Annotated in this window: 12 protein-coding genes; 4 read left to right on the top strand and 8 right to left on the bottom strand. The window is 74.0% G+C overall.

Features of this window, described 5'->3' with window-relative positions; translation table 11 throughout:
- Positions 1-2 precede the first annotated feature (2 nt).
- The 3 genes from AB0K92_RS11570 to AB0K92_RS11560 form a co-directional block, all read right to left on the bottom strand.
- Complete coding sequence (locus AB0K92_RS11570; protein ID WP_165998265.1) at positions 3-356, bottom strand: histidine triad nucleotide-binding protein; 354 nt, start codon at positions 354-356, stop codon at positions 3-5.
- Positions 357-720: 364 nt separating this feature from the next.
- Entirely contained in the window at positions 721-3,972 is a 3,252-nt protein-coding gene (locus tag AB0K92_RS11565; protein WP_365921731.1) for a S41 family peptidase, read from the bottom strand.
- Between the two features lie 45 nt (positions 3,973-4,017).
- A complete protein-coding gene (locus AB0K92_RS11560) occupies positions 4,018-4,554 on the bottom strand; it encodes a hypothetical protein (RefSeq protein ID WP_365921729.1) in 537 nt (178 codons plus the stop codon).
- 186 nt (positions 4,555-4,740) lie between these two features.
- Between AB0K92_RS11560 and AB0K92_RS11555 the strand changes: the two genes are divergently transcribed.
- The gene (locus AB0K92_RS11555) at positions 4,741-6,312 is read left to right on the top strand and encodes a hypothetical protein (RefSeq protein ID WP_365921727.1); all 1,572 of its coding nucleotides are present in this window, start codon (positions 4,741-4,743) and stop codon (positions 6,310-6,312) included.
- A 9-nt stretch (positions 6,313-6,321) separates the two neighbouring features.
- Positions 6,322-6,684: a hypothetical protein gene (locus tag AB0K92_RS11550; protein WP_365921725.1), complete on the top strand. Its 363-nt coding sequence runs from the start codon at positions 6,322-6,324 to the stop codon at positions 6,682-6,684.
- A gap of 13 nt (positions 6,685-6,697) precedes the next feature.
- Here AB0K92_RS11550 and AB0K92_RS11545 read toward each other — a convergent pair whose 3' ends face one another.
- The 4 genes from AB0K92_RS11545 to hrcA form a co-directional block, all read right to left on the bottom strand.
- Entirely contained in the window at positions 6,698-7,447 is a 750-nt protein-coding gene (locus tag AB0K92_RS11545; protein ID WP_365921723.1) for a 16S rRNA (uracil(1498)-N(3))-methyltransferase, read from the bottom strand.
- Positions 7,444-8,562, bottom strand: a complete 1,119-nt coding sequence (locus AB0K92_RS11540) for a nitronate monooxygenase (RefSeq protein WP_365921721.1) — start codon at positions 8,560-8,562, stop codon at positions 7,444-7,446. Before AB0K92_RS11540 ends, AB0K92_RS11545 begins: the two co-directional genes overlap by 4 nt.
- Before the next feature lie 248 nt (positions 8,563-8,810).
- Positions 8,811-9,947 carry a molecular chaperone DnaJ gene (gene dnaJ / locus AB0K92_RS11535; protein WP_165998276.1) on the bottom strand — a complete coding sequence of 379 codons (1,137 nt, stop codon included), beginning with the start codon at positions 9,945-9,947 and terminating at the stop codon, positions 8,811-8,813.
- Entirely contained in the window at positions 9,948-10,964 is a 1,017-nt protein-coding gene (hrcA, locus tag AB0K92_RS11530) for a heat-inducible transcriptional repressor HrcA (protein WP_165998278.1), read from the bottom strand.
- Positions 10,965-11,127: 163 nt separating this feature from the next.
- Between hrcA and AB0K92_RS11525 the strand changes: the two genes are divergently transcribed.
- A complete protein-coding gene (locus tag AB0K92_RS11525; RefSeq protein ID WP_365921718.1) occupies positions 11,128-11,859 on the top strand; it encodes an MBL fold metallo-hydrolase in 732 nt (243 codons plus the stop codon).
- 32 nt (positions 11,860-11,891) lie between these two features.
- Positions 11,892-12,704, top strand: coding sequence for a DUF3097 domain-containing protein (locus AB0K92_RS11520; RefSeq protein ID WP_365921716.1), 813 nt, complete (start codon positions 11,892-11,894; stop codon positions 12,702-12,704).
- Here AB0K92_RS11520 and AB0K92_RS11515 read toward each other — a convergent pair.
- A complete protein-coding gene (locus AB0K92_RS11515) occupies positions 12,685-15,222 on the bottom strand; it encodes a caspase family protein (protein WP_365921714.1) in 2,538 nt (845 codons plus the stop codon). The two genes, AB0K92_RS11520 and AB0K92_RS11515, sit on opposite strands and share 20 nt — an antisense overlap.

Here is a 15,222-nt window from a genome sequence, read left to right as displayed (position 1 = left end):
GCTTACCCGGGGGGCCATTCCAGGCCGCGGCCGCCGAGGACGTGCGCGTGGACGTGCCAGACGGTCTGGCCGGCGCCGCTGCCCGTGTTGAAGACGGTGCGGTAGCTGTCGAGCTTCTCGTCGTCGGCGACGGCCCGGGTCTCGTGGAGCACGTCCGCGGCGAGGTCGGGGCGGGCGGCGGCGAGTTCGGCGGCGTTCGGGTAGTGCGCCTTGGGGATCACCAGGATGTGGGTGGGTGCCTGGGGGTTGATGTCCCGGAAGGCGAGGGTGGTCTCGGTCTCGCGGACGATCGTCGCCGGGATGCGGCCCGCGACGATCTTGCAGAACAAGCAGTCGTCCTGTGGCTCCCCTGCCATGGTCCCTCCGGGGGTTGAGCGGGTGATCGTCTGTGGGGGCATCGTATCGTCGGCGGGGGTGGGGGGTTGGGGGGCGGGGCGTTGTGGTCGGGTGCAGGTTGTGGGGGTTGTTCGCGCAGTTCCCCGCGCCCCTAGGGGGGACGGGGGCCGGGCGTCGTTGTCAGGTGCGGGTAGTGGAGGGTCGTTCGCGCAGTTCCCCGCGCCCCTAGGGGGGACGGGGGCCGGGCGTCGTGGTCAGGTGCGGGTAGTGGAGGGTCGTTCGCGCAGTTCCCCGCGTCCCTGGGGGGAGGGTGGTGGGGCGTCGTGGTCGGGTGGGGGGTGTGGAGGGCTGGGTGGGCAGCCCTCCGCGTGGCCGCCGTGGTCGTCACGGGAGAGGTGGGGGGACCTTTGCCGGGGTGGATTCCAGGGATTCCAGGGCCAGGCGGATGGCCTCGTCGAGTTGGGGGTCGCGGTCGGCGGCGTGGTCCTGGGGGCGGTGGACGACCTCGATGTCGGGGTCGACGCCGTGGTTCTCCACGCCCCAGCCGTACCCCTCCAGCCAGAAGGCGTACTTCGGCTGGGTGACGAGGGTGCCGTCGACGAGGCGGTAGCGGCTGTCGATGCCGATGACGCCGCCCCAGGTGCGGGTGCCCACCACGGGCCCCAGCCCGAGTGCCTTGATCGCCGCGTTGACGATGTCGCCGTCGGAGCCGGAGAACTCGTCGGCGACGGCGACGACGGGCCCGCGCGGCGCGTCCTCGGGATAGCTGTACGGTCGCATGCCGCGCGGCACGCCCCAGCCGACGATCCGCCGGGCCAGCTTCTCCACCACGAGCTGGGAGGTGTGCCCGCCCCGGTTCTCGCGGACGTCGACGATCAGGCCCTCGCGGGCGACCTCGACCCGCAGGTCGCGGTGGATCTGGGCCCAGCCGGGGGCCTGCATGTCCGGGACGTGGAGGTAGCCGAGCCGCCCGCCGGAGCGCTCGCGGACGTACGCCCGCCGGCCGGCGACCCACGCGTGGTACCGCAGCGGCTCCTCGTCGGCGAGCGGCACGACCACGGTGTGCCGCACCTCGCCCCCGCCGGCGGGCAGGACGGTCAGCTCGACCGGCTTGCCCGCGGTGCCGGCGAGCAGCGGCGCCGGCCCGGTGACCGGGTCCACCGGCTGCCCGCCGACGGCGACGATCGCGTCCCCGGCGCGCACCGCGACACCGGGCGCGGCGAGCGGGGAGCGGGCCTCGGGGTCGGAGGTCTCCGAGGGCAGCACCCGGTCGACGCGCCAGGTGCCGTCCGGGTGCCGGGAGAGGTCCGCGCCGAGCAGGCCCTGCCGGTCCCCGTGGCCGTGTCCGCCGCGCGGGATGACGTACGCGTGCGAGGTGCCGAGTTCGCCCTGCACCTCCCAGAGGAGGTCCATCAGGTCGTCGTGGGTGGCGACGCGGTCGAGGACGGGCCGGTAGCGGTCGAGGACGCCGTCCCAGTCGACGCCGCTCATGTCCGGCCGCCAGAAGTGGTCCCGCATGATCCGGCCGGTCTCGTCGTACATCTGCCGCCACTCGGCCGCCGGGTCGACGGTCTGGCGGACGCGGGAGAGGTCGACGGTGATGTTGGTGTCGCTGTCCTCGTCGCCGGAGGCGCGCCGGTCGCTGGGCACGACCTTCAGCCGGCTGTCGGTCCACAGCAGCACCCGCTTGCCGTCGCCGCTGACCTCGAAGTGGTCGGCGTCGGCGGCGAGGTGTTCCAGGCGCTGCTGGGCGAGGTCGTAGCGCTCCAGCTCGGTGTGCGGGTCGGGGTCGTCCGGGGTGGCCCGGGAGGCGCCGAGGACGCCCTGCACGGGGTGGCGCAGCCACAGCACGCCGTCCTTGGCGGCGCGCAGGGTGGAGTAGCGGCCGGCCTCGACGGGGAACGGCACGATCCGGTCGGCCAGGCCTTCGAGGTCGACGCGGGTGGCGGGGGTGCCCTCGCTGTCGGGGGTCTCGTCCTTGTCCGGCGCGTCGAAGGCGCGGCCGTGCCGCTGCGGGCCGAACGGGGAGGGCGTGGTCGCGGCGAGGGTGATCAGGTACGGGCGGTCGCCGGTGACGAACGCCAGGTCGAAGACGTGCTCGTCGTAGACCGGGTCGAAGGAGCGGGTGGAGAGGAACGCCAGGTGCTTGCCGTCGAGGGTGAAGGCGGGCGCGTAGTCCTGGAAGCGCAGCGGGGTCGCCTCGGTGACGGTCAGGTCGGTGGTGTGGGCGATCCTGATCTGGCAGAGCGGGCTGGGGCCGGGGTGCGACCAGGCCAGCCAGGCCGAGTCCGGCGAGAAGGTGAGCCCGGAGACGTCGCCGTGCTCGCTGCGGTCGGCCTCGCGGACCTCGCCGGTCTCCCGTTCGACGAGCAGGACCCGCCCGTCGTGTGCGGCGACCGCGGCGCGGCTGCCGTCCGGGGCCATCGCCAGGCCCAGTACCCGGCCGAGCCGCCCGGCGGCCAGCCGGCGCGGGGTGGCGCCGGGCGCGAGTCCGGTGGCGGGCGCGAACTCCAGGGCGTCCTCGCCCTCGGCGTCCGTCACCCACACCACCCACTCCTCGCCCTCCACCCGGAAGGTGCGCGGCAGCCGGGCCCGTACGCCGGGGGTGGCGGCGAGCGCACGGGCGGGGCCGGCGCGGTGGGTCACCCAGTGCACGGCGCCGCGCACGGCGACGGCGCTGCCCCGGGCGGTGTGGTCGGGCGCGGCGCCGCCGACCCAGCGGGCGGCGTTCACCTGGTACGGCTGCCGGTCGGTGCGCTGCCCGCCGAGGCGGATGTCGAGGCGGCGCGGCTCGGCGCCGTCGAGGTCGTCCAGCAGCCACAGTTCGCCGGCGCGGGAGTAGACGACGCGGGTGCCGTCGCCGGCCGCGTGGCGGGCGTAGAAACCTCCCCCGGTCCCAACCCCGGTCCCGGTCCCGGTCTCGGCCGGGTGGGAGGTGTCGCCGAGGGGGGTGTGGCGGCGCAGGTCGGATCCGTCCGCGAGGGAGGAGTAGACGGCTCCCGTCCCCTCGTGGTCGGAGAGGAAGGCGATCCTGTCACCGGTCCAGAAGGGGTACTCGATGTTCCCGTCCAGGTCCTCGTGGAGCCGGACGAACTCGCCGTCGCCGTCCCGGTCGATCCACAGCTTGCCCGCGGTGCCGCCCCGGTAGCGTTTCCAGCGGGCCGCCTCCAGGCCCATGCCCGCGGAGAGCAGCACGGTGTGCGGCCCGTACGCCACCCCGGAGACCGGCCCGTACGGCAGGGTCACCGCCGGTCCCCCGTCGAGCGGGACGGCGTGCGCCCAGGTGCGGCTGGTGCTCGCCTGGCCGTGGCTGCCGGTCACCAGGACGTGACCGTCGGGGGTCCAGCCCCGCACCTTGGTGGTCCGGCTGCCCCAGTGGGTCAGCCGCTTGGACGGGCCGCCGTCGACGGGCGCGATGTGCACCTCGGGGGCGCCGTCACGGGTGGAGGTCCAGGCGACGGTGGTGCCGTCGGGCGAGATGCGCGGGTGGCTCACCGGCACGTTGTCGGCGCTGACCCGCCAGGCCCGCCCGCCGTCGAGCGGTGCGAGCCACACGTCGTCCTCGGCGGTGAAGGCCACCAACTCGCCGTGCGGATGCGGAAATCGGAGATACCCCGGCGTGGAAGACTGCGTCACCCGATCACCCTACGCAAGCGGCGGCGGCCCGGACAGGGTTCTGGATCACTTGCCCTCCGGCCAGCACTGCGGATCGCGCTGGCACCAGACGGTCTTGGTGACCGTCACCGTGACGTCCGGGTCGGGACCGGCACCGGGCGGCTGGTTCACCGGCGGGGTGCTCGGGGCGTCGCAGTCGCCGAGGCCGTTGACGCGGAACCACTCCTTGCCGTCCACCTTCGCGACGATGTCCCCGCGCACGCAGCGGCCGTTGACCGCGCGGGTCACCTTGCCGTCGACGGTGATCTCCTTGCCGTCAGTGGTCTCGCCCTCGCACCGCACGTCGGCGACGGTGTCCTCGCCGGCACTGGGCGTCGGGCGCCCGCCGTCCCCGACGTCCGCCGTGCAGCTGAGCCACCGCACGTCCGCCTTCTGCCGCTCAAGCTCCCGGGTCACCGTCTCGTCCGTCGTGTACGCCACGGTCGCCGAACTCAGCCCGCCCGGCTCACACGCCACCACACCACCGACACCCACACCGAGCGCCACCACGGCAACCGCCCCACGCCCGAAGGACCGACCCCAAACCCGCCTCAACGCCCCCATGGGGGGCATGCTGCCACCGACCCGCCGGGTCACGGAAGAGCGCATACGGCCACGCACCGCCTGCCCTCGCGTCACAATCGGGTGTCGTCCCGACCGCCGCGCCCTGGAGAACCGTTGCCGCCCCGCATCCGGCCCCGCATCCTGCCCGCGCCGCGCCCGGCGGAGCCTCCCGGTGAAGGGGCTCCGGTGGCGCCGGATCCGGCCGGCGCACCGCCCGCGCCGCCGCGCCGGCGCCGGGTGCGCATGCTGGTCGACGTCGTCGATCACCCGGACGAAGTCGCCTACGCCACCGCCCTGTTCGAGGAGCGGGGATGGGCGGTACGGCCCGCCGGACCCGCCGAGCGGGCCACGGCCGCCGACCCGCAGCGCACCGCGCTGGTGGTGGAGGTCCGGCTGCACGGGGCGCGGCTGGGTGCGGTCAGGACGGCTGTGGCGGAGGTGGAACGGCTCGTCCGGCAGGCCGAGCTGGGGGTGTGGGTGCGCGACGCGGCGCTGGTCGTGCACGAGCGGCCGCCCCGGACGACGTACCACCTGCACCGCGCGCCGGCCTCCGGCGGCCTGCCGCGCCGCGCCTGGGTGTGGCTCGGTCTCGCCGACGAGCAGCGGGCGGTGACGGTACCGGCGGGCCCCGGATCCCGGCAGGCGGCCGAGGCGGAGCTGACCGCCCGCGCGCTCGGCGGGCGCGCCTACGACCCCGCACGGCATGACCTGCGGGTGCCGGTCCACTCCGACGCCAACCCGCCGCGCGACGAGACCGGGCAGGAGCGGCGGATCCGGCTGGCGTGGCAGGCCGCGGGCGCGGTGGGGATCGTGGTGGCGGTCGTCTGCGGGATGTACGCGGTGTGGGCGGACGGGGCGTGGAAGCTGCTGCCGGTCACGCTGAGCACGGCGGGCGCGCTGCCGCTGGGCCGCACGATGAAGGAGACCCGGGACCGCGGACCCGCGGCCCAGTGGGCGGCGGGTCTGGCGGGGACGACGGCGATGGCCGCGTTCGGCGCCCTGGTGGGCCGGGACGCCGGTCCCGGCGCGCTGTGGGCGGGGCTGCTGGTCCTCGCGGCGGCCGCGTTCACCGGCACCGGGGTGGTGCTCGCGGTGCGCCGGACGTTCTTCACCCGGCACGCCGCCTGGCTGGTCCCGCTGTCGGTGCCGGTGGTGTGGTCGATGGTCCGCTGGCTGGGCGGCGAGATGCACGAGGTGTACCTGGACCGCTTCGACATCCGGGCCGCCACGGTGCCCGCGCCGACGCTCGGCACGTATCTGGCCGCGGGCAGGCCGATGGCGCTGGCGCTGGGCAGCGTGCTGTTCTTCGTGGCGCTCGTGGGCTGGCTGCGCCACTTCCACGTGCTGGAACGGGACGGCACCTTCCGGGTGTTCGCCATCACCCTGACGACCCTCCTGACCATCGCCTACACGCTGACCGCGCTCGCGCTCGGCGCCGGCCTGGCGCGGGGCGCGGCGGGCCACGCCGCCCGGTCCGTCGCCCGCGACGGCACCGACCCGCCCGGCTATCACGGCCTCCAGGGCCGCCTGGTGTGCGTCCGCCCCGTGGACCCGGACAATCCGTTCCCGGTGGAGAACGGTCCGGCCGCGACCGGCCACCCGGTCCTCTCCTTCGGCGCCACCGGCGACTGGATCTGGCTGTGGGATCCGGCCCGCTACGACGACGAGGTCGTCCAGGAGTCCTTCGCCGTCCGCCGCGAGGACGTCCGGCTCCTTCCCGCGGAAAACCCCGCGCCGAAGCGTTGCCGCGCCGCCTAGCCTGGCGGAATGCGCAAGAAGGGCAGCCTGCGACGGCTCGTGGTGGACGAGACGACGACCTATCTGTGGAGTGTCCGGCACCGGCACGGTCAGGGGCGGCCGTGTGAGGAGGTGGTCGGGCTGCTGCGGGACGGGCGGCGGACGCGGATCGTGTTCCGGGCGGGGCCCGGGCGCGCCGTCGAGGGCGGCTATCAGCCCGGCGGGTATGTGAGCGACGAGCACGGCAACGGGCTGAACCTCAACGAGCCGGGCAGCGTGCGCGCGCTCGTCGACGAGGCCGCGGGGCGCGGGCTGCTGCCCGGTCCCCGAGAGCAGGAGGTGGACGGCTGGACGCTGCTCCCGGGCGCCGCCGCCCGCCGCGCCGCGGGGTAGGCCGCGCGCGGCGTCAGGACCAGCGGCCGGTGCGGCCGAGGAGGAGGGCCGCGGCGGCCGTGCCGGCGGTGGAGGTGCGCAGCACGCTCCGGCCGAGGACGTACGCCTTGGCGCCCGCCTCCCGGAACAGCGCCAACTCGTCGGCGGCGACGCCCCCTTCGGGGCCGACGACCAGCACGATCTCGCCCTCGGCGGGCAGTTCGGCGGTGGCCAGCGGCTCGCTGCCGTACTCGAAGTCGGAGTGCAGTACGGCGGCGAAGTCGGCCTTGGCGAGCAGCGCGGCGACCCGCTTGGTCGACGCGAGGTCCGCGACCTCGGGGAAGCGGACCCGGCGGGACTGCTTGCCCGCCTCGCGGGCGGTGGCGCGCCACTTGGCGAGGGACTTCTGCCCGCGGTCGCCCTTCCACTGGGTGATGCAGCGGGCGGCCTGCCACGGCACGATCGCGTCGACGCCGACCTCGGTCATGGTCTCGACGGCGAGTTCCCCGCGGTCGCCCTTGGGCAGGGCCTGGACGACGGTGATGCGGGGCTGCTCGGGCGGCTCCTCCGAGTAGGAGTCGAGCTGGACGATGAGGCGGTCCTTGCCCTCGGTGCCGAGGACCACGCAGTCCGCCCAGCGGCCGGCGCCGTCGGTCAGGATGACGTCCTCGCCTGCCCGCAGCCGCTTCACGGAGACCGCGTGGCGCCCCTCGGGGCCGTCGAGCACGTACCGGCCGCCGCTTCCCGCGTCGAAGTGGTCGACCACGAACACGGGTGCCGTCATCGCCGGCCGCCTTCCGACAACGCTGTCCGGGCCGCCGCCAGTTCGGCCGCCAGCACCTCCACCAGCTGCCCGGCGGGCAGTTCGCGGGCCATCCGGTGGCCCTGCCCGGCCCACAGCGCCATGCCCTGCGCGTCCCCGGCCTTGGCGGCGGCCTTGCGCAGCGGCGAGGTGAGGTGGTGGATCTCCGGGTAGGCGGCGGGGGCGTACGGCCCGTGCTCGCGCATGAACCGGTTGACCAGGCCGCGCGCGGGACGGCCGGAGAAGGCGCGGGTGAGTTCGGTGCGGGTGAACAGCGGGTTGGTCAGCGCCTGCTTGTGCACGGCGTGGGCGCCCGACTCGGGGGTGGCGAGGAACGCGGTGCCGAGCTGCGCGGCGCTCGCCCCGGCGGCGAGGACGGCGGCGATCTGGCTGCCGCGCATGATGCCGCCGGCGGCGACGAGGGGCAGCCGGACCGCCTCGCGGACCTGGGCGGTCAGGGAGAGCAGTCCGATGCCGGAGCCGTCGTTCTCGGGGAGGTCCCGGTGGGTGCCCTGGTGGCCGCCCGCCTCCACGCCCTGCACGATCACCGCGTCCGCCCCGGCCCGCTCGACGGCGCGGGCCTCGTCGACGGTGGTGGCGGTGACGAGCGTGAACGTTCCGGCCCGGCGCAGCGCGTCCAGGACGTCCCGGCCGGGCACGCCGAAGTGGAACGAGACGACGGGCACCGGGTTGTCCAGCAGCACGGCGAGCTTGGCGTCGTAGCCGTCGTCCCGACCGCTGTCCGGGTCGCCCAGCTCGGTCTCGTACCAGGCGGCCTCACCGGCCAGCTGATGGGCGTAGACGTCGACGGCGGCGGCATGAGGGGGCGCGGCGTCGGTCGCTCCGCCGGAGCCGGTGCCCGCGCCGGGATGCTCGGGCTGCGGCATGAACAGGTTCACGCCGAAGGGGCGGCTCGTCAGCCCCCGCAGTTGCTTGATCTCCTGGTACATGCCGTCGGCCGTCTTGTACCCGGCGGCCAGGAAGCCGAGCCCCCCTGCCTCGGACACGGCGGCGGCGAGCTGCGGCACGGAGACGCCGCCCGCCATGGGGGCCTGCACGATCGGGTGGGGGAAGAGATCGGTCAGTGCGGAGGACATGACGGCATGTTGTCACGTCCCCCGAACAAGTCCGAAACCGGGCGCCCGACTGGCATAGACCACCGGCACCCACGGGACCCGGCCTGCGCGGAACCGGGCCCGAGCGGCCGTCGAACGCGTCCTTCAGCCGCGAGAACAGCCCCTGCTGCCCCGGCTGACCGTGCCTGCCCGGGGCCGCCCCCGGACCGGACCCCCGGCCGCCTCGACGCCGCGTCCGCCCAGCCGCGCCCGCGCGCGCCGCGCCCGCCTCAGCGGCCGTTGAACGCGTCCTTCAGCCGCGAGAACAGCCCCTGCTGCCCCGGCTGGAACTGGCCCTGCGGGCGTTCCTCGCCGCGCAGCTTGGCCAGCTCGCGCAGGAGGCGTTCCTGCTCGGGGTCGAGCTTGGTCGGGGTCTGCACCTCGACGTGGACGATCAGGTCGCCCCGGCCGCCGCCGCGCAGATGCGTGACGCCCCGGCCGTGCAACGGGATCGACTGGCCGGACTGGGTGCCCGGACGGATGTCGACCTCCTCCATGCCGTCCAGCGTCTCCAGCGGCACCTTGGTGCCGAGGGCCGCCGCCGTCATGGGGATCGTCACCGTGCAGTGCAGGTCGTCGCCGCGCCGCTGGAAGGTCGGGTGCGGGAGTTCGTGGATCTCGACGTACAGGTCACCGGCGGGGCCGCCGCCGGGGCCGACCTCGCCCTCGCCCGCGAGCTGGATCCGGGTGCCGTTGTCGACACCGGCCGGGATCTTCACCGTCAGGGTGCGGCGGGAGCGGACCCGGCCGTCGCCGGCGCACTCCGGGCACGGGTTCGGCACGACCGTGCCGAAGCCCTGGCACTGCGGGCACGGCCGCGAGGTCATGACCTGGCCCAGGAAGGACCGGGTGACCTGCGAGACCTCACCGCGGCCGCGGCACATGTCGCACGTCTGCGCCGAGGTGCCCGGCGCCGCGCCCTCACCGCTGCAGGTGGAGCAGACGATCGCGGTGTCGACCTGGATGTCCTTGGTGGTGCCGAAGGCCGCCTCGTCGAGCTCGACCTCGATCCGGATCATCGCGTCCTGGCCGCGGCGGGTGCGCGAGCGCGGCCCGCGCTGCGACGCCGTGCCGAAGAACGCGTCCATGATGTCGGAGAAGTTGCCGAAGCCGCCCGCGCCGAAGCCGCCGGCACCCGCGCCGCCGCTCTGCGACAGCGGGTCGCCGCCGAGGTCGTAGACCTGCTTCTTCTGCGGGTCCGACAGCACCTCGTAAGCGGCGTTGATCTCCTTGAACCGCTCCTGGGTCTTCGGATCGGGGTTGACGTCCGGGTGCAGCTCGCGAGCGAGCCGCCGGAAGGCCTTCTTGATCTCTTCCTGCGACGCGTCGCGGCGCACGCCGAGAACGGCGTAATAGTCCGTGGCCACCTACGACTCCGCCAGGATCTGTCCGACGTACCGTGCCACCGCTCGTACCGCTCCCATCGTTCCCGGGTAATCCATGCGGGTCGGTCCGACCACGCCGAGCTTGGCGACTGCCTCGCCGCCCGAACCGTAGCCGACCGACACCACCGACGTGGAGTTGAGTCCCTCATGGGCGTTCTCGTGGCCGATGCGCACGGTCATGCCCGAGTCCTTCGCCTCGCCCAGCAGCTTGAGGAGCACGACCTGCTCCTCCAGCGCCTCCAGGACGGGGCGGATGGTGAGGGGGAAGTCATGTCCGAAGCGGGTGAGATTGGCGGTGCCGCCGATCATCAGCCGCTCCTCGGTGCGCTCGACCAGCGTCTCCAGCAGGGTGGAGAGCACCGTCTGAACGGTACCGCGATCCTCCGGTTCGAAGCCCTCGGGGAGATCCTGCACCAGTTGTGGCACATCCGTGAAACGGCGGCCCGCGACCCGGCTGTTCAGCCGCGCCCGCAGATCCGCCAGGGACGTCTCGCCGAACGGCGCCGGGCAGTCGATCATCCGCTGCTCGACCCGTCCGGTGTCGGTGATCAGGACCAGCATCACCCGCGCGGGTGCCATCGACAGCAGCTCCACGTGCCGCACCGTAGACCGGGTCAGCGACGGGTACTGCACGACCGCGACCTGCCGGGTCAGCTGCGCGAGCAGCCGCACCGTGCGGGCCACGACGTCGTCGAGGTCGACGGCGCCGTCGAGGAAGTTCTGGATCGCGCGCCGCTCGGGCGCGGTGAGCGGCTTGACCTCGGCGAGCTTGTCGACGAAGAGCCGGTAGCCCTTGTCGGTGGGGATCCGCCCGGCGCTGGTGTGCGGCTGGGCGATGTACCCCTCGTCCTCCAGGGCGGCCATGTCGTTGCGGACCGTGGCCGGCGAGACGCCGAGGTTGTGCCGCTCGGTGAGCGCCTTGGAGCCGACCGGCTCCTCGGTTCCGACGTAGTCCTGGACGATGGCGCGCAATACCTGAAGCCGCCGTTCACTGAGCATCCGCGCACACCTCCAGCGGTCGGTCCCCTTGGCGCTCCCCCTGGCACTCGCCCTGTGTGAGTGCCAGCCTTACCGGCCCAGTGTACGGCCGTCGGGTACGGCCCGGGCAAGGCCGGTCCTGCGAGGTCGTGCGGCCGGGGCGGTCCCCGTTAGCGTCGCGGGTATGACGGTGACTTGGGAAGAGCTGGGGTGGGAACGGCTGGCGACCGGGGTCGGCCGGTGCCGCCTGCCGGGCTGGGACTGCACGGCGGGCCTGGTCCTGGGCGAGGGCACGGCGCTGCTGATCGACGCGGGGTCCGGCCTCGCGGAGGGCGCCCGGCTGCGGGCCGGGGCGGAGGAGATCTCCGGCCGGCGTGTGACCCATCTCGCGCTCACCCACCCCCACTTCGACCATGTCTTCGGCGCCGCCGCGCTGGCGGGCGCGGAGGTGTACGGGGCGGTCGGCGTGGACGCGGCGCTCACCTCGCGGCGGGCCCGGGAGGAGCTGCGGGCCGACGCCGTCCGCAACGGTCTGGACGAGGCGACGGCGGCGGAGGCCGCGGACGCGCTGGTCGCGCCCCGCCATCACGTCTCCGGCGAGTGGACCCTCGACCTGGGCGGCGGCCGCCAGGTGCTGCTGGCGAACGTCGGCCCCGGGCACACCGCGCACGACCTGGCCGTCCTCGTCCCCGGCGAGACGGAGGTCGTGTTCTGCGGCGACCTGGTCGAGGAGTCCGGCGAGCCCCAGGCCGGCCCCGACGCCGTCCCGTCCCGCTGGCCGGACGCCCTGGACCGGCTGCTGGCCCTCGGCGGCGAGGACGCGCTCTACGTCCCCGGGCACGGCGCCGTGGTCGACGCGGCGTTCGTGCGGCGCCAGCGCGACGCCCTGGCGGCCCGTTTCGGCGTGTCGCGCTGAACCCGTCCGGCGGTGTCCATATCGTCATTCGAATGCGCCAGTACTCCCCCGACCTGACACCGCCCTGGAAGAAGCCCCAGCCGGTCCCCGAGGTCCCGGCCGAGCCCGGCCTGGTGGTCGAGGAGCCCGCGACCGGCTTCTGCGGCGCGGTCATCCGCTGTGAGGCGGGCACGGTCACCCTGGAGGACCGCTTCGGCAAGCACCGGGTGTTCCCGCTGGAGCCGCGCGGCTTCCTGCTGGAGGGCAAGGTGGTCACCCTCGTCCGGCCGCCGTCCCCGGCTCCGGTACGGCCCGCCCGCACCGCCTCCGGCTCCGTCGCCGTCCCCGGCGCCCGCGCCCGCGTGGCCCGCGCCGGCCGTATCTACGTCGAGGGCCGCCACGACGCCGAGCTGGTCGAGAAGGTGTGGGGCGACGACCTGCGCATCGAGGGCGTGGTCGTGGAGTACCTGGAGGGCGTGGACGACCTCCCGGCGGTCGTCGACTCCTTCGCCCCCGGACCGGACGCCCGCCTCGGCGTCCTCGTGGACCACCTGGTGCCGGGCTCCAAGGAGTGGCGGATCGCCCAGTCGGTGACCAGCGAGCACGCCCTCGTGGTCGGCCACCCGTACATCGACATCTGGCAGGCGGTGAAACCGTCCGCCCTGGGCATCCCGGCCTGGCCCGAGGTCCCGAAGGGCCAGGACTGGAAGACCGGGGTGTGCCGGGCGCTGGGCTGGCCGTCGGACAACACCGGGGCGGTGTGGCAGGCGATCCTGAAGCGGGTGGGGTCTTACAAGGACCTGGAGCCGGAACTGCTGGGCCGGGTGGAGGAACTGATCGACTTCGTCACGGCACCACCGGCCTAGGGGGTGTCCTCCGCCGGGCTGCCCTGGTCAGGGGGAGGCCTGCGCTTCCGGCCGCGGGCGCGCCGGACCGGAAGCGCTCCGGGCCGAACCGCCGCAGCGCGGCGTCCACCTGCTCGGCGGGGATGTCCATGGCTCCCTTGGAACGGAGGGTGGCGATGCGCAGCTCGACTCCCTTCAGGTGCGCTCCCAACCGCGAGTAGCCGCGGTAGCCGGAGGCGTCCTCGGGACGAAGCCACAGGACCACGTCGTCGGGCGTGTTCTTGCCGGACCCCGAGGTGAGGCGCTCTGTCGCGTCGACATGGTCCCAGGGGATGGTCAGCCGGCGGGCGCGTGACTCGAGGACGAACGTCCGGTGGTCGATCCGCACGGTGAGCCGGGAGCGCAGCACGAGGAACGGGAGGCAGCCGGCGAGCAGGAACGTGTAGGCCATCACTCCGCCGAGCCAAGGGTCGGTGGAGTGAGGGTCCCCGACCAGGTTCCCGGTGATGCCGCCGAGGACGGACGTCGCTGTGACGGCACCGATCGCCGCCACCCAGCTACGCGGCCCCGCGAAGTCGCCTTCGTAGTGGGCCGCGTGCTGGTCGTCCCGGACGATCCCGTGCGGGCGGGGGTGGGGGTCCCACAGGTCCCCGGCATACCGGCGGACGACAGTCTCGAATTCCTCACGGGAGATCCCCATGGAGAAAAGGTCGCAGACGAGGACGCCACCGAATCGGGCTTCCAGGGGGGCGAGCAGCGCGTCGACGCCTTTGGCCGGACGGGACGACGGCAGGTCGCGCGGCCTGAGGAACACGGCCCCGCTCGCCGGGGTGCGCCGCCGCCAGGACACGATGCCGACGCGGTCGATCCGGTCCCAGGTCCAGTGCCGGGTGCCGCGCCTGCTCGAGTGAGAGATGCCGTCGGGACCGATGGACAGGCTTCCGCCATGCCACAGCAGCAGGGCCGGCAGCAGCGCGGGGACCAGCAGGAAGAGCGTCCACAGGGCCATCGGGACGAACGCCCATCCGTACCGGGGCGCGGGGACGGCGGCGGGGACGATCACGGCGGGGACCAGGGCGATGGCGGTGAGGACAAGGGTGAGGACGCCCAGGAGTGCGCGGCGCGTCGTGCCGTGCAGCGTCGTCGCCGGGCGGATCTCGGTGGGCGTGGGTGCGGTGTATCCGGCGCGTTGAGCCGCCTGCGTCCGGGTCCACACGTCGCGGGGAGCGAAGCGTTCGAGGGCCTGGTCGACCTCGTGCGGTGTGCAGGCGAGACGGCCCAGATCGGCGACGCAGGAACCGTCGAGCCCCCACCGTCGCCCGGCGCGCCGGGCCGCCCGCGGAAGCTGGGCAGGCGTTCCCTCACGCAACCGGAGCAAGAGCAGAAACGGTCCGTGCCCGTGTCGACGTGCCGGCACCCACTCGACGCGGGCCTCGAGGACGCGGTGCCAGGAGTAGCGGGCCACCCACCGTTCGTCCGATCTACGCCGCACCTGAACACCCTCCGCGGAGATACGCAGCTCGTACGGGGCGAACAGGAACCGGAAGCCGAGCCAGCCGACTGCCAACACCGACAGCACGCTGTAGGCGATCACGTCCTCACGCGGATCTCCGGCGGGGATCCGACCTCTGAAGCCCTTGTAGACCAAGAGGGGATCACCGACGGTGAGGCCGCCGGCGGCCAGGACCAGAAGGAGGGCGAACAGCAGGAGCAACCCGGCCAGGCAGCTGTGGCGTCGGGTGAAGCGCACCGTGGTGTCCTCCGCCTCGACCGGTGTGCTGGAAGGCTGCTTCCGTGCCGGTTGCCGTGGGACGTCGGCGGGCGACGCGTACTGCGTATTGCAGGCCAGCGGCACAGCGGCGGCCGTGTTGCTCGTTTTCATGGTCGGCCTGGGCTTTCCACGCCGGACCAGGTTGTCGCGGGCGACCCGGAACACGCTGTCGGCGTCCAGCAGCGGGGGCCCGCCCGGAACGCCATGCGTCAGGATGTCGAGCAGCTCGCCGGTGAAGAAGGTGTGGCGCTCCGCCTCTTCGAACTGGGCTTTCCCCGCGGCTGCGGCCAGGACGCAGGTGCCGTCGGCCGCGGCTTTCTCGGCCAGGTCGATGTCATCACCACTCATCGTGGCGCGATCGGCGTAACAGCAGTCCAGGATGACCATGCGCGCCCGGGCTCTCGACTTCTGGATCTCACGGCGCAGATACCGGTACTCGATGCCGGTCCACATGGTGTGGGGCCGGCTGCCGGGGAGAGTGAGGAAGAACTCCTCCTCGTCGGAGTCGATCTGGCCGTGACCCGCGTAGTAGACCAGCAGGGCGTCGGTGGCCTGCTCCGCGGCCTTCTGCACCGCCACGAGCACCTGCTGGTCATCGGCGGGGTCGGGGATGACGAGGCAGTTCTCCTCGGGCAGGTTCCACGACCGGGGGCTGGTCAGCAGGCGCCGCAGGTCCCCCAGGTTGCGCTCCACGTTGGGCACGTCGGTCAGGTGGTCGTAACGGCTGACGCCGATGAGCACGGCACGGCTCCCGGCGGGGCTGGGCAT

The organism is Streptomyces sp. NPDC052687 (assembly GCF_040678395.1).
In the GTDB taxonomy this organism is placed as follows: domain Bacteria; phylum Actinomycetota; class Actinomycetes; order Streptomycetales; family Streptomycetaceae; genus Streptomyces.
This window is presented reverse-complemented; position numbering and strand designations above follow the sequence as displayed.

What these genes read in the sequence shown, in the direction of transcription:
- AB0K92_RS11570 (WP_165998265.1), bottom strand. Translation starts at nt 356, where the DNA reads ATGGCAGGGGAGCCACAGGACGACTGCTTGTTCTGCAAGATCGTCGCG.
- AB0K92_RS11560 (WP_365921729.1), bottom strand. Translation starts at nt 4,554, where the DNA reads ATGGGGGCGTTGAGGCGGGTTTGGGGTCGGTCCTTCGGGCGTGGGGCG.
- AB0K92_RS11550 (WP_365921725.1), top strand. Translation starts at nt 6,322, where the DNA reads ATGCGCAAGAAGGGCAGCCTGCGACGGCTCGTGGTGGACGAGACGACG.
- AB0K92_RS11545 (WP_365921723.1), bottom strand. Translation starts at nt 7,447, where the DNA reads ATGACGGCACCCGTGTTCGTGGTCGACCACTTCGACGCGGGAAGCGGC.
- AB0K92_RS11540 (WP_365921721.1), bottom strand. Translation starts at nt 8,562, where the DNA reads ATGTCCTCCGCACTGACCGATCTCTTCCCCCACCCGATCGTGCAGGCC.
- hrcA (WP_165998278.1), bottom strand. Translation starts at nt 10,964, where the DNA reads ATGCTCAGTGAACGGCGGCTTCAGGTATTGCGCGCCATCGTCCAGGAC.
- AB0K92_RS11525 (WP_365921718.1), top strand. Translation starts at nt 11,128, where the DNA reads ATGACGGTGACTTGGGAAGAGCTGGGGTGGGAACGGCTGGCGACCGGG.
- AB0K92_RS11520 (WP_365921716.1), top strand. Translation starts at nt 11,892, where the DNA reads ATGCGCCAGTACTCCCCCGACCTGACACCGCCCTGGAAGAAGCCCCAG.
- AB0K92_RS11515 (WP_365921714.1), bottom strand. Translation starts at nt 15,222, where the DNA reads ATGCCCAGCCCCGCCGGGAGCCGTGCCGTGCTCATCGGCGTCAGCCGT.